18 protein-coding genes are annotated in these 17,029 nt (G+C 73.7%); 8 read left to right on the top strand and 10 right to left on the bottom strand.

Annotated elements, in window-relative coordinates; all coding sequences use genetic code 11:
• Positions 1–111 precede the first annotated feature (111 nt).
• Together ACFY7H_RS14065 and ACFY7H_RS14060 are read left to right on the top strand one after the other, a co-directional pair.
• Positions 112–900: a VOC family protein gene (locus ACFY7H_RS14065; RefSeq protein ID WP_388937740.1), complete on the top strand. Its 789-nt coding sequence runs from the start codon at positions 112–114 to the stop codon at positions 898–900.
• A gap of 117 nt (positions 901–1,017) precedes the next feature.
• The gene (locus ACFY7H_RS14060) at positions 1,018–1,320 is read left to right on the top strand and encodes a hypothetical protein (protein ID WP_388937739.1); all 303 of its coding nucleotides are present in this window, start codon (positions 1,018–1,020) and stop codon (positions 1,318–1,320) included.
• A gap of 38 nt (positions 1,321–1,358) precedes the next feature.
• On the opposite strand, the gene ACFY7H_RS14055 is transcribed toward ACFY7H_RS14060, so the two are convergent.
• From ACFY7H_RS14055 to ACFY7H_RS14040, 4 genes are all read right to left on the bottom strand, one after another.
• Positions 1,359–2,150 carry a DUF72 domain-containing protein gene (locus ACFY7H_RS14055; RefSeq protein ID WP_388937738.1) on the bottom strand — a complete coding sequence of 264 codons (792 nt, stop codon included), beginning with the start codon at positions 2,148–2,150 and terminating at the stop codon, positions 1,359–1,361.
• Between the two features lie 37 nt (positions 2,151–2,187).
• Positions 2,188–2,667 carry a hypothetical protein gene (locus tag ACFY7H_RS14050; RefSeq protein ID WP_388937736.1) on the bottom strand — a complete coding sequence of 160 codons (480 nt, stop codon included), beginning with the start codon at positions 2,665–2,667 and terminating at the stop codon, positions 2,188–2,190.
• 131 nt (positions 2,668–2,798) lie between these two features.
• A complete protein-coding gene (locus ACFY7H_RS14045; protein ID WP_388937735.1) occupies positions 2,799–3,602 on the bottom strand; it encodes a hypothetical protein in 804 nt (267 codons plus the stop codon).
• A 10-nt stretch (positions 3,603–3,612) separates the two neighbouring features.
• Positions 3,613–3,816 (bottom strand): hypothetical protein, encoded by a 204-nt coding sequence (locus ACFY7H_RS14040; protein ID WP_388937734.1) that lies wholly within the window; start codon positions 3,814–3,816, stop codon positions 3,613–3,615.
• A 255-nt stretch (positions 3,817–4,071) separates the two neighbouring features.
• On the opposite strand from ACFY7H_RS14040, the gene ACFY7H_RS14035 reads away from it, so the two are divergent.
• From ACFY7H_RS14035 to ACFY7H_RS14025, 3 genes are all read left to right on the top strand, one after another.
• Positions 4,072–4,335 carry a GlsB/YeaQ/YmgE family stress response membrane protein gene (locus tag ACFY7H_RS14035; protein ID WP_388937733.1) on the top strand — a complete coding sequence of 88 codons (264 nt, stop codon included), beginning with the start codon at positions 4,072–4,074 and terminating at the stop codon, positions 4,333–4,335.
• Positions 4,336–4,743: 408 nt separating this feature from the next.
• Positions 4,744–5,961, top strand: a complete 1,218-nt coding sequence (locus tag ACFY7H_RS14030; RefSeq protein WP_388937732.1) for a M4 family metallopeptidase — start codon at positions 4,744–4,746, stop codon at positions 5,959–5,961.
• A 31-nt stretch (positions 5,962–5,992) separates the two neighbouring features.
• A complete protein-coding gene (locus tag ACFY7H_RS14025) occupies positions 5,993–6,295 on the top strand; it encodes a protealysin inhibitor emfourin (RefSeq protein WP_388937730.1) in 303 nt (100 codons plus the stop codon).
• 17 nt (positions 6,296–6,312) lie between these two features.
• Here the strand turns inward: ACFY7H_RS14025 and xdhC are convergent, their stop codons facing one another.
• The 4 genes from xdhC to ACFY7H_RS14005 all read right to left on the bottom strand — a co-directional run bounded on the left by xdhC (position 6,313) and on the right by ACFY7H_RS14005 (position 11,664).
• Positions 6,313–7,125 (bottom strand): xanthine dehydrogenase accessory protein XdhC, encoded by an 813-nt coding sequence (gene xdhC, locus ACFY7H_RS14020; protein WP_388938127.1) that lies wholly within the window; start codon positions 7,123–7,125, stop codon positions 6,313–6,315.
• A gap of 1 nt (position 7,126) precedes the next feature.
• On the bottom strand, positions 7,127–9,508 hold the full coding sequence (xdhB, locus tag ACFY7H_RS14015; RefSeq protein ID WP_388937729.1) for a xanthine dehydrogenase molybdopterin binding subunit: 2,382 nt from the start codon (positions 9,506–9,508) through the stop codon (positions 7,127–7,129).
• A complete protein-coding gene (locus tag ACFY7H_RS14010) occupies positions 9,505–10,980 on the bottom strand; it encodes a xanthine dehydrogenase small subunit (RefSeq protein WP_388937727.1) in 1,476 nt (491 codons plus the stop codon). The genes xdhB and ACFY7H_RS14010 overlap by 4 nt, the downstream gene beginning before the upstream one ends.
• Positions 10,981–11,376: 396 nt before the next feature.
• The gene (locus tag ACFY7H_RS14005; RefSeq protein WP_388937726.1) at positions 11,377–11,664 is read right to left on the bottom strand and encodes a hypothetical protein; all 288 of its coding nucleotides are present in this window, start codon (positions 11,662–11,664) and stop codon (positions 11,377–11,379) included.
• A gap of 368 nt (positions 11,665–12,032) precedes the next feature.
• Here ACFY7H_RS14005 and ACFY7H_RS14000 point away from each other — a divergent pair, with 368 nt between their 5' ends.
• Together ACFY7H_RS14000 and ACFY7H_RS13995 are read left to right on the top strand one after the other, a co-directional pair.
• A complete protein-coding gene (locus ACFY7H_RS14000) occupies positions 12,033–13,460 on the top strand; it encodes an amidohydrolase family protein (protein ID WP_388937725.1) in 1,428 nt (475 codons plus the stop codon).
• A gap of 434 nt (positions 13,461–13,894) precedes the next feature.
• Positions 13,895–14,125, top strand: a complete 231-nt coding sequence (locus ACFY7H_RS13995) for a hypothetical protein (protein WP_388937723.1) — start codon at positions 13,895–13,897, stop codon at positions 14,123–14,125.
• Positions 14,126–14,252: 127 nt separating this feature from the next.
• Here ACFY7H_RS13995 and tsaD read toward each other — a convergent pair whose 3' ends face one another.
• Positions 14,253–15,311, bottom strand: a complete 1,059-nt coding sequence (gene tsaD, locus ACFY7H_RS13990) for a tRNA (adenosine(37)-N6)-threonylcarbamoyltransferase complex transferase subunit TsaD (RefSeq protein ID WP_388938126.1) — start codon at positions 15,309–15,311, stop codon at positions 14,253–14,255.
• Positions 15,312–15,533: 222 nt separating this feature from the next.
• Here tsaD and ACFY7H_RS13985 point away from each other — a divergent pair, with 222 nt between their 5' ends.
• Positions 15,534–15,668, top strand: coding sequence for a hypothetical protein (locus ACFY7H_RS13985; protein WP_388937721.1), 135 nt, complete (start codon positions 15,534–15,536; stop codon positions 15,666–15,668).
• Positions 15,669–15,736: 68 nt separating this feature from the next.
• Here ACFY7H_RS13985 and ACFY7H_RS13980 read toward each other — a convergent pair whose 3' ends face one another.
• Positions 15,737–16,861 carry an MFS transporter gene (locus ACFY7H_RS13980; protein WP_388937719.1) on the bottom strand — a complete coding sequence of 375 codons (1,125 nt, stop codon included), beginning with the start codon at positions 16,859–16,861 and terminating at the stop codon, positions 15,737–15,739.
• Positions 16,862–17,029 lie beyond the last annotated feature (168 nt).

Below are 17,029 nucleotides of genomic sequence, written 5' to 3'. Positions count from 1 at the left end.
CCTTCCGGAGAACCGCGTCCGGCCGGTACGCGTCCGCTGCCGGCCGACGGGCGGCGGCGGGTGTCCGGTGCCACGCTGGGTCGTACCGGCTCCGCGAAAGGCACTGCGCCCATGATCACCACTGATTACGTCCCGGGCTCCCCCTGCTGGCTCGACCTCGGCACGCCCGACGTGCCGGCCGCCGCGGCCTTCTACGGCGCCGTGTTCGGGTGGGTGTACGAGTCCATGGGGGGCATGGAAGGCGGGATGTTCCGCAGGGACGGAAAGATCGTCGCCGGACTCGGCAAGCTCACCGAGGAGGGCGCGCGGTCGGCGTGGATGATCTACTACGGCGTCGAGGACGCGGACGCCACGACCCGGGCGGTGGAGGCCGCCGGCGGTACGGTCCGGGTGGCTCCGATGACCCTGGACGACTCGGGCCGGATGGCCCAGTACAGCGACCCCCTGGGCGGGCAGTTCGCCGTCTGGGAGCCGGGCACGGACAAGGGAGTCGAGCTGGTGGACGAGCCGGGCTCGCTGTGCTGGACCGAGCTGTTCACCAGCGACGCCGCGGCCGCGAAGGAGTTCTACGGCGGCGTCCTCGGCTGGCGGTTCAACGACATGGAGCTGCCCGGGGGCGGGGGCACGTACTCGCTCGTCACTCCGGCCGGGCTCCCGGACGAACGCATGCACGGCGGGCTCATGGAACTGGCCCCGGAGCACCTCGGCCTCACGAACGGGCGGCCGTACTGGCATCCCGTGTTCGCCGTCCCGGACTGCGACGCCGCCGTCGCCGCGGTCACCGGGAACGGCGGCAACACGCAGACGGGCCCGGAGGACGTGGAGGGCATCGGCCGCCTCTCCGTCTGCCTCGACCCCTGGAACGCCGACTTCGTGGTCCTCACCCCGGCCGCCGACTGAGCCGGGCATATCCGAAAGACCAGGGCGAAGCGGCATACATCACGCTTCCGGCGGGTATCACGCCAGATCCGTACGCATCGTATCCCGTACCGCTACGGGACGGACCCTGGAGGCCGGATGAGCTGGGCATCGTGGACCACGCGCGGCGTCTTCGCCGGGCGGGGCGGGGTGAGAACCGCTGAATCGGTTCTCCTGACCGGCGAGCTCGACGTGCACACGACCTGGACCCAGGCCGACGGGCTGGCCCACGTCGCCGTCCAGCACAGCGGCGCCACGGAGTGGCTCACGCTGGCGGGGAGCCCGGCGCCCTGTCCGAGCGAGGGGGCGAGCCGTGCCCTGCACGACGCCGTACTGCTGGCCGTACGCGCCGGCGACGCGGCGACGCTCCCGCAGTCGGGTGCCACGGCGCCGGCCGGCTGAGGAGCGGCCGGCCGGCAGCCGGTTCCCGGCCCGGCGCCTCAGGAACGCCCGCCGGGCCGCGCGGACGCCGCGCGGCCCGCTCCCGGAGCGGCGCCGGCCGGTTCCGGGCCGCCGGTCAGGCGCGCGAAGGCCCGGGCGTCGGTCACGGCGGCCCCGCCGGGGTCGTTGTTGAAGTACGCGAAGACGTCCGCCTCGGGGGGCCAGGTGTCGGCCACCCGCGCCGCCCAGCCACGCAGGGCGGCCCTGCCGTAGCGGGGCCAGGGTCGGGCGCGGCCCGCGTGGAAGCGGACGTAACCCCAGTCGGCCGTGCGCCACAGCGGTGTCACCGGCCGGGATCCCCGGTCCGCCCAGCAGAGGGCGGCGCCGCGCGCGGCGAGCACCGACCGCACGGCCGGCGTCCACCAGGATTCGTGCCTGGGCTCGACGGCGACCCGGACGCCGCCCGGGAAGCAGGCGAGGCAGAGGTCGAGCAGCTCCGGGTCCCCGCGCAGCGTCGGCGGCAGCTGGAGCAGGACGGGGCCGAGCCGGTCCCCGAGGGAGGCGGCGTGGTCCATCAGCCGGTGGACGGGCTCGGCCGGGTCGCGCAGCCGCTTGATGTGGGTGAGGAACCGGCTGGCCTTCACGGCCATCAGGAATCCGGGCGGAGTGCGGTCGCGCCACTGGGCGAAGGTGTCCGGAGAGGGCAGGCGGTAGAAGGCGTTGTTGTTCTCCACCGTCCGGAAGTGCCTCGCGTACTCCTCCAGCCACAGCCGTTGCGGCCGGTCAGGGGGATAGAACACACCCGACCAGTCCCGGTACTGCCACCCGGAGGTGCCGACGGTCACGGCCATGCGCTGCGTCTACCCCGGCGCCGACCGGCGGATGCCGTCAGGGCAGGCCGAGCCACAGAGGGGGCCACGGCCCCTCCTCGCCGCCGGGGGTCTCCTCCGGGCCGGCGGGCGCGAAGACGTGGACGGTGACGGTCGGTCCGGCTTCCCGGACGGGGTGCATGCGGTGGTAGAAGGTCTCGTCGAAGCAGAAGCCCAGGCCCGCGCCCACCTCTTCGGTACGGGGGGCGTCGCCGAGCCGGGCCCGCTCGTGCGTCAGGGCGCCCCGCGCCACGTACACCGCTCCGCGCAGGCGCTCGTGGTCGAGGTAGGCGGCCCCCGGCGGCAGACACTCCCAGCCGAGGGCCCAGACCCCGAAGAGGCCGGTCCGGAACAGCGGCAGCCAGTTGCCCTCGCCGTCCGCTTCCGACAGCCTCGGCCGCCAGCGGTGGTAGTCGCGGCCCACGTCGTAGGCGATCTCCAGGAGCTCCTCCGGCTCCATGAGGGTCTCGCCGCGCGCTACGGCCGGCTGGGTGTCCATGCGTACGCACCGCCTCGCATGCTCTCGTCCGCGGGCGCGCCCCGGGCGCGCCCGGCCGTTCTTCACCGGTCGCCTGCCCGGTCGGCGGTTTTCCATGCGGGGCGGCGGCCGGGCGGGCAGCGACGGAGCGGTCAGCGGCGACGGTAGAGGGTGACGCCGTCGCCGTGGCCGAGCCAGCGCACGGTCAGGGGGCAGGTGGCCCCGGCGGTCCAGTGGCGGCGCAGCTCGGCGAAGAAGTCCGCGTCGGCGCACATCCCGCCCGGCCCCTCCCCCACGTACAGGAACGTGTCCCCGCCATAGGCGCGCAACGCCTCCGCGGCCATCGCGTCCGCGGGCGGCGGCCATACGAGCATCAGGGTGCGGCCGGGGTGGCGTAGTACCGCGTCTACCGCCGTCGCCGTCTCGATGTCGGCGTAACGGAAGCCGTGGGTGAAGGCGTTGGCCTCGACTTCGTTCAGGTCCGTGGCCAGGACGTCCAGGCCGGCCCGGGACAACTGCCGTGCCCAGTAGCCGGATCCCGCCCCCGCTTCCAGCAGGGGCGTGCCGCCGGTGACGTCGCGGATCCACTGCGCGACGGAGCCGGTGAGCACCGCCCAGCTGTACAGCCCGGCGAGGTCCTGGCGGCGCAGCATCAGCGGGGCCGCGTCCTCCTCCCGCGGCAGGTGGTCGAAGACCTCGACGACCACCCGGCCCCCGGGCCCCCGCGAACGCAGGGCGGGGTACCACAGCAGCGGCACCATCTGCGGGTGCCGGTCCGCGTGGATCACGTCCTGCTCGGGCAGCAGCTCCCCGAGGGCGCGGAACGGGTGCCCCCAGCCCGGGAACGTCACCGTCGGCCCCGCGTCCCACATCCGCTGCAGCCGGGTGGAGAGCTCGACCAGCCTCTCCACCACGGGCGGCGGCCCGGCCGACGGGGCGGCGCGGTGTTCGCTCACGCGGCGGGGTTCAGAGGGCGACGTGCTGGACCACGGCCAGGTCGCCCTCGGCGGGGGCGTCGACGGGAGCGGAGAGCATCCCCGTGTGGGCGACGACGCTGATGCCGTCCTTGCCGTCCGAGCCCGCCGGGCCGGCCGCACCGGCCGTGGCCGCACCCGCGAGGGCGGCGACGGCGGCCGCGACGACGGCGGCGTGACGAGTGGTCTGGTTCATGCGGGGTCCCCCTTGGGCTGACGTGCGGCGCGCGCAGTCGAGAACTGATGTACGAGAACCACCCTACCTCCGGGACCACTTGGGATGATCATGGCCCGGCCTCCGCCCCGAGGGGGTCACGGCCCGGCGGGCGCTCCGGACCCCCGGGCGCTCCGCCGCACGGCGGTGCCCCGGCGGGACGAGGTTTGAGAATCGCTTTGTCGGCGTAAAAGCGGAATTGACCGCTATTCCCCGCGACGAGGCAAAGAAGGCACCATGGGAATCATCGCTTGGATCCTCATCGGACTCCTGGCGGGCATCATCGCCAAAATGCTGATGCCCGGGAAGGACCCCGGAGGAATCATCGTCACCCTTCTGATCGGCATCGCGGGCGCACTGCTCGGCGGGTGGCTCGGCAAGGTGATTTTCGGCGTCGACTCCGTCGACGGATTCTTCGAGCTTTCCACCTGGATCGCCGCCATCGTCGGCTCCCTCATCCTCCTGGTGGTCTTCCGCCTGTTCAGCCGCGCCTCACGATGACGGGTGCGCCCGGCCGGACGGATTCCGACGTCCGGCCCGCGCGCCCCGACCCCGTCCCCGCACCCGGAACGCCCTTCGAGCGGCAGGGCCCGCCGAAGGGCGTTCCGGCACCCGCGGGTTGCGTTTGCCGGGGGCCGCGGACGGCGGGAGACTGGGGGTGCGGCGTGCCGTGCCTCGGGACCACGCCCGGCCGGCGCCAACGCTCGTCCGCGCCGCCGCATCCGCACCCGTGGGTGCGTCCCCGCGGCCTGCCGTGCCACGTCATCCGCCCCGCTCTTCAGCCGTCGGCCGACCGGGCGGTGAGGCGGGTGGCGACAACGCGGGTTCCGGCATCCCGTGCCCGGCGGTCATCGCGTGCCCGGATCGGTGAACCCTCAACAGTAGGTCCTCTCACCCAGGAGGTGGGCCATGAGCAGGACCCGCCCGGTCAACTGCATCATCCCGCCGTACATCCTCGAAAAGCTCATGGAGAGCGAGGACAGCGAGGTGCGCCGGGCCGCCCTGGACACCCTGCTGACCACCGCCCGGCTGCGGGGGGAACGAGCCGTCCGGTCGGCCTTCACCGGCCCCTCGGCCGCCTCCCCCGGAAACGCCCGGCGCACCGTCTTCGACTGCGAGCGGAGCGAATTCCTCCCCGATGCGGTGCTGGCCAGGTCGGAGGACGGGCCGGAATCCCCGGACGAGGCCGTCAACCAGGCGTTCGAGGGGCTCGGCCTGACCCGCGATTTCTACCAGGAGGTGTTCCAGCGCAATTCGATCGACGACCGGGGGATGCGGCTGAACGGGTTCATCCACTACGGCGAAAAGATCAACAACGCGTTCTGGGACGGCCAGGAGATGCTCTTCGGCGACGGGGACGGGATCGAGTTCGGCATCCTCACCGGCTCCCTCGATGTGATCGGGCACGAGTTGTCGCACGGAGTCACCGAGCACACGTCGAATTTCGAGTACCACAATCAGTCCGGCGCCCTGAACGAGTCGATGTCGGACGTCTTCGGCGCGCTCGTCAAGCAGTGGTCGCTCAAGCAGACGGCCGGGGAGGCCGACTGGCTGATCGGGGCCGACATATGGACCCCGGGGATCAAGGGCGACGCCCTGCGGTCGATGAAGGCGCCGGGGACGGCGTACAACAACCCGCTGGTCGGGAAGGACCCGCAGCCCGACCGCATGAGCAAGTTCGTCCACCTGCCCGACACTCCGCGAACGGACAACGGCGGGGTGCACTTCAACTCCGGCATCCCGAACAAGGCGTTCTTCGCGACGGCCGTGGGCATCGGCGGGTTCGCCTGGGAAGCCTCCGGGCGGATCTGGTACGAGGCGCTCAAGGCGTCCAGCCCCCGGGACACGTTCCAGGACTTCGCGGACACCACCTTCCAGAAGGCCGGGCAGCTGTTCGGGATCGGCAGCCCCGAGCAGACGGCCGTACTGGCGGGCTGGCAGGAGGTCGAGATCCAGATCACGGGAGTCCCGGCCGGCCTCGCCCGGGCACGGGTCTTCTCGGGGAACGGGCACGGCGGCACGGGCCGGGAGGCCGACCTGGCGGCCCTGACCCGGCAGATCGGAGCACTGAGCGACCGGGTCACCAGCCTGGCCCGGGACGTGGCCGCGCTGAAGGGCTCCCGGTGAGCGCGGGGAACGACCCGGGAGGCCGCGTGAGATGAGGGTCAGCCTGGTGTCGTACGGGGGGCTGGCGGCGGGGGCCGGCCTCCGCCGCCCGCCCCAGGTGCTGGACGCGGACACGCTGCCCCCGGACGACGAGGCCGAGCTGCGCCGGCTGGTGGCGGCGGCCGCCGCGACACCCCCTCCCGAGGACGCGGGCCGCGCCAGGGACGCGATGGGCCACCGCGTCACCGTGGAGGACGACGGCCGCTCGACGGTCCTCGAACAGTCGGACGCCGCCATGTCCCCCGCGTTCGCGGCCCTGGTCACCTGGCTCCGGAGGCACTTCGCGCCGCGGTGAGCGCGCGGGACCCCGTACTACGCCGCGCCGCCCCCTTCGAAGGTCCGGAGCAGGTCCGCCGCCACGCCCACCGCGATCACGGCGGGCTCCTTGCCGGTGATGCAGGGCATTCCGATCGGGGTCCTGATCCGGTCGATGGTGGCCTCGTCGTGGCCCCCCTCGGTGGCCAGACGCTGCCGGAACCGCGCCCACTTGGCGGCGGAGCCGATCAGCCCGATCGAGCCGAGGCCGGCGGTGCGCAGCGCGGCGTCGCACAGGGCGGCGTCCTCGGCGTGGTCATGCGTCATGATCAGGACGTGGGTGCCGGGCGCCAGCTCCGCCAGCACCTCCTCCGGCAGCAGCGGGGTGTGGTGGACGTGGATCCGCGCCACCGCGTCCGCGAGTACGGCGAGCCGGTCGTCGGAGAGCTGGCCGGGGCGGCTGTCGATCAGGTGCAGATCGAGGTCGTGGCGGGCCAGGATGCGGGCCAGCTCCATCCCGACGTGCCCGACGCCGAAGACGGCCACCGCCGGGACCACCGGCAGCGGTTCCAGCAGTACGCTGACGGCCCCGCCGCAGCACTGGACGCCGTGGCGGCCGGTGACCTTGTCGTTGAGGGCGAAGTCCATCAGCTCCGGTTCCGGGTCCGGCGTGCCGATCACCTCCCGGGCCCGGTCGATCGCGACGGCCTCGATGTTGCCGCCGCCGATCGAACCCCAGGTCTCGGTCCGTCCCACCACGAGTTTGGCACCGGCCCGGCGGGGCGCGTGGCCGCGCACGGCCGCGACGGTCACGAGCGCTCCGGGTTCCCGGCGGGCCCGCAACCGCGCGACCGCGGCCACCCAGGTCATGTCAGACATTGCTCAATACGCTCGTGTCGGCGGGGACGCCGCTGCCGCCGGGCGCGCCGACGCCGCGAACGGCCTCGATCGCCCAGTACACCGCCTCCGGTGTCGCCGGGGAGGCGAGTTCCACACTGGCACCGGCGGCCCCGAAGGCCGCGACGGCCTGCCGCAGCGCCTCCCGCACCGAGAAGGCCAGCATCAGCGGGGGCTCACCCACCGCCTTGGACCCGTAGACGGCGCCCGTCTCGGTGGCGTTCCGCAGCAGCGTGACGTTGAACTCCTCGGGCATCTCCGAGAAGCTCGGCAGCTTGTAGGTGCTCGCGGCCTGGGTCAGCAGCCGGCCGCGGCCCGGCCCGTCACCGGTGTCCCAGCGCATGTCCTCCAGCGTCAGCCAGCCCGCGCCCTGCACGAAACCGCCCTCGACCTGACCGATGTCGATCAGCGGGGACAGGCTGTCGCCGACGTCGTGCACGATGTCCACCCGCCGGATGCGGTACGCGCCGGTGAAGCCGTCCACCTCCACCTCGGCCGCGGCGGCGCCGTGGGAGAAGTACTTGAACGGCGATCCCCTGAAGGACTTCAGGTCCCAGTGCAGGCCCTCCGTACGGTAGAAACCGGCCGCCGACAGCTGGACGCGCTGGAAGTAGGCGGTGCGCACCAGGTCGTCCCAGGGCAGTTCCCCGTCACTGCCGAGGACGCGTGCGACGCCGTCGACGATGCGCACGTCCGAGGCGTTCGCGCCGAGCCGGGTGGCGGCCACCCGCAGCAGCCGCTCGCGCAGCTGCTCGCAGGCGTTCTTCACCGCGGCGCCGTTGAGGTCGGCGCCGGCGCTGGCCGCGGTGGCGGAGGTGTTGGGCACCTTGTCGGTCCGCGTCGGGGCCAGCCGTACCTTGTGCGGCGGGATGCCCAGGGCGGTGGCGGCCACCTGGATCATCTTGGTGTGCAGGCCCTGGCCCATCTCGGTGCCGCCGTGGTTGATCAGGACGGAGCCGTCCTTGTAGATCAGCACGAGCGCGCCGCCCTGGTTGAAGGCGGTGAGGTTGAACGAGATGCCGAACTTGACGCCGGTGAGCGCGAGGGCCCGCTTGGTGTGCGGGTGCGCGGCGTTGAAGGCCGCGATCTCCCTCTGGCGGTCGGCGAACCGGCCGTTCTCCTTGACCTGCTGCCAGACGGCGGAGATCCGTTCGGGCTGGACGACCTCCTGCCCGTACGGGGTGAACTGGCCCTCCCGGTAGAAGTTCCGCTCCCGCAGCTCGGTCGGATCGAGGCCGAGCAGCGGCGCGCACCGGCCCATGATGTCCTCGATCACCAGCATCCCCTGCGGTCCGCCGAAGCCCCGGAAGGCGGTGTTGGAGACCTTGTTCGTCTTGGCGATGCGGCCGGTGACGCGGGCGTTGGGAATCCAGTAGGTGTTGTCGATGTGGCACAGCGCGCGGGCCACCACCGGCTCGGAGAGGTCCAGGCTCCAGCCGCCGTCCGCCGTCAGTGCGGCGTCCAGGGCCTGGATGCGGCCCTCGGCGTCGAAGCCGATCTTCCACGCGGCGTGGAACCCGTGCCGCTTGCCGGACATGGTCAGGTCCTGGGTGCGGTTGAGCCGCAGCCGCACCGGGCGGCCGGTGAGCAGGGCGCCGAGGGCGGCGACGGCCGCGAATCCGTGCGGCTGCATCTCCTTGCCGCCGAAGCCGCCGCCCATCCGCAGGCACTGCACGGTCACTTCGTGGCTGTGCAGGCCGAGTACGTGCGCGACGATCTCCTGCGTCTCCGAGGGGTGCTGGGTGCTGCTCTGGACGAACACCTGCCCGGATTCGTCGACGTGGGCGAGGGCGGCGTGCGTCTCGAGGTAGAAGTGTTCCTGCTCAGAGAACCGGAGCTCGCCGGTGAACACGTGTGCGGAGTCCGCGAAGCCCGCGTCGATGTCGCCGGTCCGCATCTCGGGGCGGGCGCCGTGGAAGCTGCCGGCCTCGATCGCCTCGTCCAGGGTGACCAGGGCGGGCTGTTCGTCGAGTTCCACCTCCACGGCGGCGGCACCGAGCCGGGCCGCCTCCAGGGTCTCGCCGAGCACCCAGGCGACGGCGTGGCCGTGGAACATGACCTCGGCGGGGAAGACCGGTTCGTCGTGCTTCATTCCGGCGTCGTTGACGCCGGGCACGTCGGCGCCGGTCAGTACCCGGACCACGCCGGGCACGGCGAGCGCGGGCGCGGTGCGCAGCGCGGTGATCCGGCCGCGGGCCTTCATGACCTGGACCGGGTGGGCGTGCAGGACGTCCTTGGTGCGGTGGACCAGGTCGTCGGTGTAGAGCGCGGCGCCGGTGACGTGCAGGGCGGCGCTCTCGTGCGCCACGGGGACGCCGACGGCGGGACGTTCGGGGCGTTCGGACAGGTGACTCATGACGACACCGCCTCGGGGGTCTGTGCGTACAGCTTCAGCAGGCTCTGGCCGAGCATCGCGGAGCGGTATCCGGCGCTCGCCCGGTGATCGTCCATGGGAGTGCCCTGGGCCCGCAGCACCCCGGCCGCGGCCTCGACGGTCCCGGCCGTCCACGGTTTGCCCTCCAGCGCCGCCTCGGCGGCGAGGGCGCGGATCGGGGTGGCGGCCACGCCGCCCAGGCCGATGCGCGCTTTGCGGACGATCCCGTCCTCGATGTCGAGCGCGAAGGCGACCGCCACGCTGGAGATGTCGTCGAAGCGCCGCTTGGCGATCTTGTGGAAGGCGGTGACCGGGGAGAGCGGCAGCGGGACGCGCACCGCGCGGATCAGTTCGCCGGGACGGCGTACGCTCTGCCGGTAGCCGGTGAAGTAGTCGCGGAGGGGGACCTCGCGGTCCCCGTCGGCGTCGGCTAGCACCACCGACGCCTCCAGCGCGAGCAGCACCGGCGGGCTGTCGCCGATGGGCGAGCCGGTGCCCAGGTTGCCGCCGAGGGTGGCGCTGTTGCGGATGAGGCGGGACGCGAACTGCGGGAAAAGGTCCGCGAGCAGCGGGACGGTGCCGCCGAGGCGGCGTTCGATCTCGGTGAGCGTCTGCGCCGCGCCGATGACGACGGAGTCGGACGTGACGTCCAGTCCCCTCAGTTCGGGGAGCCGGTCCACGGCGACCACGCAAGGCGCCCGGCGGGCCCGGAGGTTCACTTCCACGCCCCAGTCGGTGCTTCCCGCGACGACCACCGCGTCGGGCCGCTCGCGCAGCAGCCGCAGCGCCTCGGCGAGGGTGCCCGGCCGCAGGAACGCGCTGCCGTCGCGGGTGTACGAGGTGGCGGCGGGTCCGGGCGGGGAATGCTCACGGCGCCGTGCCAGGGGGTCGTCCTCGGTGGGCGTACCGACGGCGTACGCGGCATCGCGGATCGGGCGGTATCCGGTGCAGCGGCACAGGTTTCCGCTCAGCGAGTGCAGGTCGAAGCCGTTCGGGCCGTGCTCGGGGTCATGCTCGGGGTCGCCGCCGTCGGCGGGTTCCGCGTGCGCGCAGCGGTCGGGCCGGTAGTATTCGGCGGCCATGCTGCAGACGAACCCCGGGGTGCAGTAACCGCATTGGGAACCGCCGCGGACCGCCATCTCCTCCTGCACCGGGTGCAGGGTGGGCGGCGTGCCGGGCGCGCCCGGGGTGGCGAGGCCTTCGGAGGTGACGACCTCCTGCCCGTCGAGCGCCGCGACCGGGACGAGGCAGGCGTTGACCGCCACCCAGTCGGTGGGCTTGTCCAGTCCGGGTCGGGCCACCAGGACGGAGCAGGCACCGCATTCGCCTTCGGCGCAGCCCTCCTTGGTGCCGGTGAGGCCGCGCTCGCGCAGGAAGTCCAGCACCGAGGTGTGGGGCGGAGCGGGCTCGATGGGTGTGTCTTTCCCGTTGACCGTGATCCGCGCCGCTACCACGGCACGTCCTCGTTCCGGTGCGCGGTGGATGTGATCGTCCTAGTCGCCATTTCAGGAGCCTTCTGTTCGGTGGCGCGGCCGGAGGAAGCCCGGAGAGCGCACGTCGGCACGCGACGGCGTGCCTCAGGCGGTGACAGAGAATCGAAAAAGGAGCCGGGGCCGCAATCGGGCACGCCGGAGAGGGGGCTGTTCAGCAGCCGTGTGCGACGCGGCCCGGGGCCCAGGCGACCTGGTGAGCGAGGCGAAGCAGTGCGGAGATGGTGGACATCCGACGTCGCCTCCTTCCGTCAACTCACGAGCCGGTCCGCCAGAAGCTACGTGGCGGCGGGTCCATCGGTCAAGCCATCGCGCACCCGCCACGAGCAGGCCCTTCCGGGGTTCCAGGCCGGCCGTGGGTCAGCTGCGCGGAGGGCCGGGGTCGTCGGCCAGTTGGGCGATCCAGCCGTAGGGGAGCTCCTCGCCGTCGACGGTGACGGCCTCCACGGCCCGGCTCGCGGGGTCGATCTCGGCCTGCACCCCCTCCCCCGCGTAGCGCGGGTATCCGGAGACGCCGATGGCGCCGGTGGCTTCGACCCGGGCGGTGCGCAGGACCGCGTCGTGGCCCTCGGTGTCCTGGGCGCCGGGCGGGCCGGGGCGCAGGACGACGGTGTACCGGCCGGGGGCGGGGTGGGCGGGGGAAGTCATGGGGTCAGGCTAGTGACCGGGGGCGCCGCCGGCTCAGAGGCGCGGCTGGGGAAGGTGCCGTGGGGTCCGGCCGGTCCGGGCCCGCGCCCCCCGGCTGCCGGGGGCGGGCCCCTCGACCGGCGCGCCGGGTGGTGCCGGCGGACCGCGCGGAGGCCGTGGCATACCTCAAGGGTGGGGGCCGGGTCACCGGTCTGCGCCTCGGCTCCGAGCGAGGCACCGCTCGGAGCGGAAAAAGTTTTCCACCGGGCGTCTATCGGATGGCCGTTCGCTGGGAATGCTGCGTGTGTTCTCCCGCCCCGGTACGACGCCCCGTCCCGGCGTACCGCCCGGGCGGCCTTCCGTTCTGAGCTCTCGGGAGGTAACACGCCATGCAGTCAGCCCCCACGCCCCCACCCCCCAGCCGCCGTGATGTCCTCGCCGGTCTCGGCCTGGCCGCCGCCACCCCGCTCGTCCTCGGCTCCACCCCGGGCCCCGCCCGCCACGACCTGCCCTCCCGTCCGGCCGTCCCGGGCGGCCGGACGGTCCTGCTCCGCGGGGCGTCCCTCGTGCTCACCATGGACCCCGCCCTCGGCAGCGGCCCCCTCGGCGCCGTCGAGAACGCCGACGTCCTGGTGCTCGACGGCGCCGTCGCCGCCATCGGCACGGCACTGCGCACGCCGCCCGGCGCCCGGGTGGTGGAGGCCTCGGGCAAGCTGGTCATGCCCGGCTTCGTCGACACCCACAACCACCTGTGGCAGGCGGCGATCCGGGGCGGCTGCACCGACCGGGACCTGTTCGGCTGGTTCCGGGGGTGTACCGACCCCCAGCGCGGCCGTCTGACGCCCGCGGACGTCCACAGCATCGTGCGGCTGGCCGCCCTCGACGCCGTCCAGTCGGGCGTGACGACACTGGTGGACTGGGTGGACATCTTCTCGTACGACCTCATCGAGAGCTACGTACGGGCCCTGGCCGGCACCGGCCTGCGGTTCACGTACGCCATGTTCCCGCCGGCGCCCGACGCGGCGCTGGTCACGAAGGTGAAACGGGAACTCGTCGACCCGGCGCCCCTCGGTTCCTTCCAGGTCGCCACCCACGCGGCGCGGGCCGTCGAGTCCCACAACCGCGCCCACTGGGAGGCCGCCCAGGACCTGGGCGTCATGCTCAACTCCCATGTCCTGGAACGCCCCGAGCAGCGGGCCGACGACCCGATCGGGGTGCTCGCCGGCATCGGCGCGCTGGGTCCGCGGCTCCTGATCAACCACGCGGTCCACCTGACGGACGCGGAGATCGCCGCCGTCGCCGAGCACGACGTCCGGGTCGCCCACTGCCCGCTCAGCAACATGCGGCTGGCCTCCGGCATCATGCGGCTGTCCGACCTGGGACAACGGGGCGTCAAGGTCGGGCTGGGCCTGGACGGCGGAACCAACGACACCTCGGACTTCCACGCGCTGATGAAGACGGCCGTCGGCCTGCAGCGCGTTCGCACCACCCGGGCCTCGGTCTTCCCGCAGGTGCACGAGGTCCTGCGGATGGCCACGCTGGGGGGCGCCGAAGTCCTCGGCCTCTCCGGCCGGGTGGGGTCCCTGACCCCCGGCAAGCGGGCCGACCTCGTGGTCATCGACCCGGCGGCACTGAACTTCGCACCGCGCTTCGACTGGGTCGGGCAGATCGTCTTCAACGGGCGGCCCGAGAACGTCGACGCCGTGTTCGTGGACGGGCGGGCGCTGAAGCTCGGCGGCCGGCTGGTCGGCATCGACACGGAGCGCGTCGTGCGGGAGGCCGAGGCGGCCGCCGCCCGCCTGCGCGCGGCCGCGTAGGGCGGGCGCGGCGCCGGGGCGTACGCGCGGCCACGGCGGGCGTCCCGGCGTCGCCCGACGGCCCCTCGTACGGCGGAAGTTGGGGGGCCACCGGTCGCGCACCCGAGGGGAGCAGTGCGTCCGCGGCCGGCCCCGCGTCCTCCGGCCCCGCCCCCCGCCCGGTTCCCGAGATGACGGCCCGCGGGGAGGTGACTAGCATGGGCAGAAGAGGGCCGCCACCGTTGGGAACAGACCTTTCACCTGCGGTGATGCGTACGGCCTTGAGAACGTGCCATCCAGCCCCGTGGTCCGCGGCCCGAAGAGCCGCGTTGACGGCGGATGCACCTCCACACGTCTATCGGGTACTGGCCGGAGTTCCACGACTTGGAGCCGGAAGGAGGCCGAAAACCGTTTCGCGCCGCGTGCGCGGCGCAGTTCGAGAAGGGTTTTGAACCATGCAGGCACTGAGAGTGAAGCGGCTCTTCGCGGCGTCCGCGATCGGAGTCCTGATGGCCGGCGGCGCCGCCCTCGGCGCGGCGGGCACGGCCTCCGCGGCGGCGCCCACCCACTCGGTCTCCTACGTCACCGGTGGTGGCGGATGGGACGACGACCACGGCTACGGCCACGGCCACGGCGGGTACGACCACGATGACGACTGGGGCGGAGGGCACGGCGGCGGCTGCTGACGGCTGACCATCCCGCAGGCTGTGCGGACCGCCGAGCTGACGGTCCGTGCAGTGCCGTGTCCGCGGCCGCCGTTGGCCGTGGCCACCGCCGGTGCGCCGGCCGCGCACCCGTTCGGCCGCGCCCCGTTCACGCGACCCGCAGCGGCGGGCGGGCGACGGGGTGCAGGGCGGCGTGCTCCAGGGGTGCGGAGGGGTCGACGGAGACGTCCAGCCGGGCCGGTTCGGCGCCGGCGCGGACCAGCAGGTCGCCGACGGCCGCGATCATCGCCCCGTTGTCGGTGCACAGGGTCAGCGCGGGCACCCTCAGCTCGACGCCGGCGGCCGCGCAGCGTTCCTCGGCGAGGGCCCGTACGCGCGAGTTGGCGGCGACACCGCCCACCACGACCAGCGTCCGTACGCCGTGCTCCCGGCAGGCGGCCAGCGCCTTGCGGGTCAGCACGTCCGCGACGGCTTCCTGGAGGGAGGCCGCGCCGTCGGCCAGCGGGAGTTCCTCGCCGCTGCGCCGGTGCCGCTCGGCCCACCGGGCGGCGGCGGTCTTCAGGCCGGAGAAGGAGAAGGCGTACGGGGCGTCGCGAGGCCCGGTCAGCGGGCGGGGGAAGGCCACCGCGCGGGGATCGCCCTCGCGGGCGGCCCGGTCGATCGCGGGGCCGCCGGGGTAGGGCAGCCCGAAGACCCGCGCCACCTTGTCGAAGCACTCGCCGGCCGCGTCGTCGACGGTGTCGCCGAGGTGCAGGATCGGATCGCGTACGAGGTCCCGTACGAGGAGCAGGGAGGTGTGCCCGCCGGAGACGATCAGGACCACGCACGGATCTGGCAGCGGCCCGTGTTCCAGGGTGTCCGCGGCGACGTGTCCGGCCAGGTGGTGCACCCCGTACAGCGGCACTCCGGCGGCGTAGGCGAGGGTCTTCGCTCCGGCGAGGCCGACTTGGAGGGCGCCCGAGAGCCCGGGCCCGGTGGTCACGGCGACGGCGTCGAGGTCCCGCAGGCGCAGTCCCGCACGGTCCAGTGCCTCCTGGACGACGGGGGTGAAGGCCTGCAGGTGGGCCCTGGCCGCGATCTCGGGCACGACGCCGCCGAACCGGGCGTGTTCGTCCATGCTCGACGCCACCACGTGGGCGAGCAGCCGGCCGCCGGAGACGATCCCGGCTCCCGTCTCGTCACAGGAGGACTCGATGCCCAGCACCACCGGAGCGCCCACGCCAGCCTCTTTCGCAGGGTCTTCGTTCTTGCAAGGAATATGCAACAAGGTACCGGTGCAGTTCCGCACCGCGCGAACCCGCACCGCTGCCACGGCTCCCGTCCCGGCAACTCCGCGGTGTCCGGCGCGCGCTGACGCCCGTGCGCCCGCCCGGGCCGGTACGCACCTGTGATCAGTGACTCATCCGCTTGGCCGGACCTCCCGCGGGCTGTGTCCGTCCAGCTCGTGCTGTGGGCCGTGTTCGGGGTCGTCTCCGGAGTCCTCGCCCAGCGGCTGCCGGCCCGCCGCGCCGATGGCGCCGGTACGGAGGCGACGGCCCCTCGGCCGGCGTCCGCCCCGGCCTGATCCGCGCACCGCACCACCCCCGGAGCCCTGCTCCCCCGGATGCCCGGGGCGGCGGGGCTCCGGCCGTGTCAGGGGCGGCGCAGGCGGGGGGCCAGGACCGCCATCGCCGTCATCAGCGCCGGCAGCACCAGCATCGCCCACCGCAGGCTCGTCGCCTCCGCGAGGCCGCCGATGACCGGAGGTCCCGCGAGGAAGCCGACGTAACCCACCGCCGAGACGGCGGCGATGGAGGAACCGGCGCGCTCCGGCCGCAGTCCGGCCGCGTGGGCGAAGACGAGGGGGATGACCGCGGCCATGCCGAGGCCCAGCAGGGTGTAGCCGATGAAACCGGCCGTCGTCGTCGCGCTGATGATCGGGATGAGGGCCCCCGCTCCCGCCACCACGGCGCAGACGAGCGTGAAGCGGACCGTTCCGAGGCGGGCGCGCAGCCGGTCGGCGGTGAGGCGGCCGATGACCATGCCCGCGGAGAAGACGGCGTACCCCAGGCCCGCCGCGCCCGGTGAGGCGCCGGTTTCCTCCTTCAGGTACACCGCCCCCCAGTCGTTGACCACCCCCTCCCCCATCAGCGCGCAGAACGCGACGAGGCCGGGGATCCACAGTCCCGGGCCGGGCAGGGCCAGCAGGGGGCCCGCCGGGGAAGGACCGTCGGCCGACGTTGGTTCGGGGGCCAGGGCGGTGGCCGCCGCCCCCGCCACCACCAGCAGGACGAGGGCCGTCACCGTGAAGTGCGCCCGGATGCCGATACCGGCGGAGGCCGCCAGGCCGCCCGCCATGGCGCCGGCGATGCCGCCGAGGCTGAACATGGCGTGGAAGCCGCCGAGGACGGGGCGGCCGTAGGCCCGTTCGACGAGGACGCCCTGGGTGTTCATCGCGACGTCGACGGCCGTGTTGCCGCACGCGAACAGGGCCAGGGCGGCGGTCAGTACCGCGAGGCCGGGGACGAGGGGCAGGCTCGCCAGGGCGCCCAGGTAGGCGGCCATGCCGACGCACAGGACCTTACGGCTGCCGAACCTGGCCACCAGGCCGCCGACCAGCGGGAGCCCGACGAAGGCCCCGCCGCTGAGGCCGACGAGGGCCACGGCCAGTTCCCCGGCGGACAGGTCCAGCCCGCTCTGGACGGCCGGTACCCGGGCCGCCCAGGTGGCGAAGGCGGCTCCGGTGACGAAGAAGACCGCGCAGACGGCCAGCCGCATCGTCCGCGGCCGTGGGCCGCCGTCACGGCCACGGCCACGGCCACCGTCACGTTCACGGGCGGAGGGCACCGCACGTCCGCCCGCGGTCTCGGACTCGTCGTGCATCTGCGTCCGTCCCCTTGTCCTTCGTGCCCGTGCCGTGCCGGGCCGGTCCCCGCGCCCCGGCGG

This window comes from Streptomyces sp. NPDC012794 (assembly GCF_042901085.1).
In the GTDB taxonomy this organism is placed as follows: Bacteria; Actinomycetota; Actinomycetes; order Streptomycetales; family Streptomycetaceae; genus Streptomyces.
Note: the sequence above shows the minus strand (reverse complement) of the source record. Positions and strands in the feature narration are given on the sequence as shown.

Excerpts from the sequence above, each read along its gene's own strand:
- ACFY7H_RS14005 (WP_388937726.1), bottom strand. The coding sequence starts at position 11,664 with ATGACTTCCCCCGCCCACCCCGCCCCCGGCCGGTACACCGTCGTCCTG.
- ACFY7H_RS14000 (WP_388937725.1), top strand. The coding sequence starts at position 12,033 with ATGCAGTCAGCCCCCACGCCCCCACCCCCCAGCCGCCGTGATGTCCTC.
- ACFY7H_RS14065 (WP_388937740.1), top strand. The coding sequence starts at position 112 with ATGATCACCACTGATTACGTCCCGGGCTCCCCCTGCTGGCTCGACCTC.
- ACFY7H_RS13995 (WP_388937723.1), top strand. The coding sequence starts at position 13,895 with ATGCAGGCACTGAGAGTGAAGCGGCTCTTCGCGGCGTCCGCGATCGGA.
- ACFY7H_RS14055 (WP_388937738.1), bottom strand. The coding sequence starts at position 2,150 with ATGGCCGTGACCGTCGGCACCTCCGGGTGGCAGTACCGGGACTGGTCG.
- ACFY7H_RS14030 (WP_388937732.1), top strand. The coding sequence starts at position 4,744 with ATGAGCAGGACCCGCCCGGTCAACTGCATCATCCCGCCGTACATCCTC.
- xdhB (WP_388937729.1), bottom strand. The coding sequence starts at position 9,508 with ATGAGTCACCTGTCCGAACGCCCCGAACGTCCCGCCGTCGGCGTCCCC.
- ACFY7H_RS14025 (WP_388937730.1), top strand. The coding sequence starts at position 5,993 with ATGAGGGTCAGCCTGGTGTCGTACGGGGGGCTGGCGGCGGGGGCCGGC.
- ACFY7H_RS13980 (WP_388937719.1), bottom strand. The coding sequence starts at position 16,861 with ATGCGGCTGGCCGTCTGCGCGGTCTTCTTCGTCACCGGAGCCGCCTTC.
- xdhC (WP_388938127.1), bottom strand. The coding sequence starts at position 7,125 with ATGACCTGGGTGGCCGCGGTCGCGCGGTTGCGGGCCCGCCGGGAACCC.
- ACFY7H_RS14050 (WP_388937736.1), bottom strand. The coding sequence starts at position 2,667 with ATGGACACCCAGCCGGCCGTAGCGCGCGGCGAGACCCTCATGGAGCCG.
- ACFY7H_RS14060 (WP_388937739.1), top strand. The coding sequence starts at position 1,018 with ATGAGCTGGGCATCGTGGACCACGCGCGGCGTCTTCGCCGGGCGGGGC.
- ACFY7H_RS14035 (WP_388937733.1), top strand. The coding sequence starts at position 4,072 with ATGGGAATCATCGCTTGGATCCTCATCGGACTCCTGGCGGGCATCATC.
- ACFY7H_RS14040 (WP_388937734.1), bottom strand. The coding sequence starts at position 3,816 with ATGAACCAGACCACTCGTCACGCCGCCGTCGTCGCGGCCGCCGTCGCC.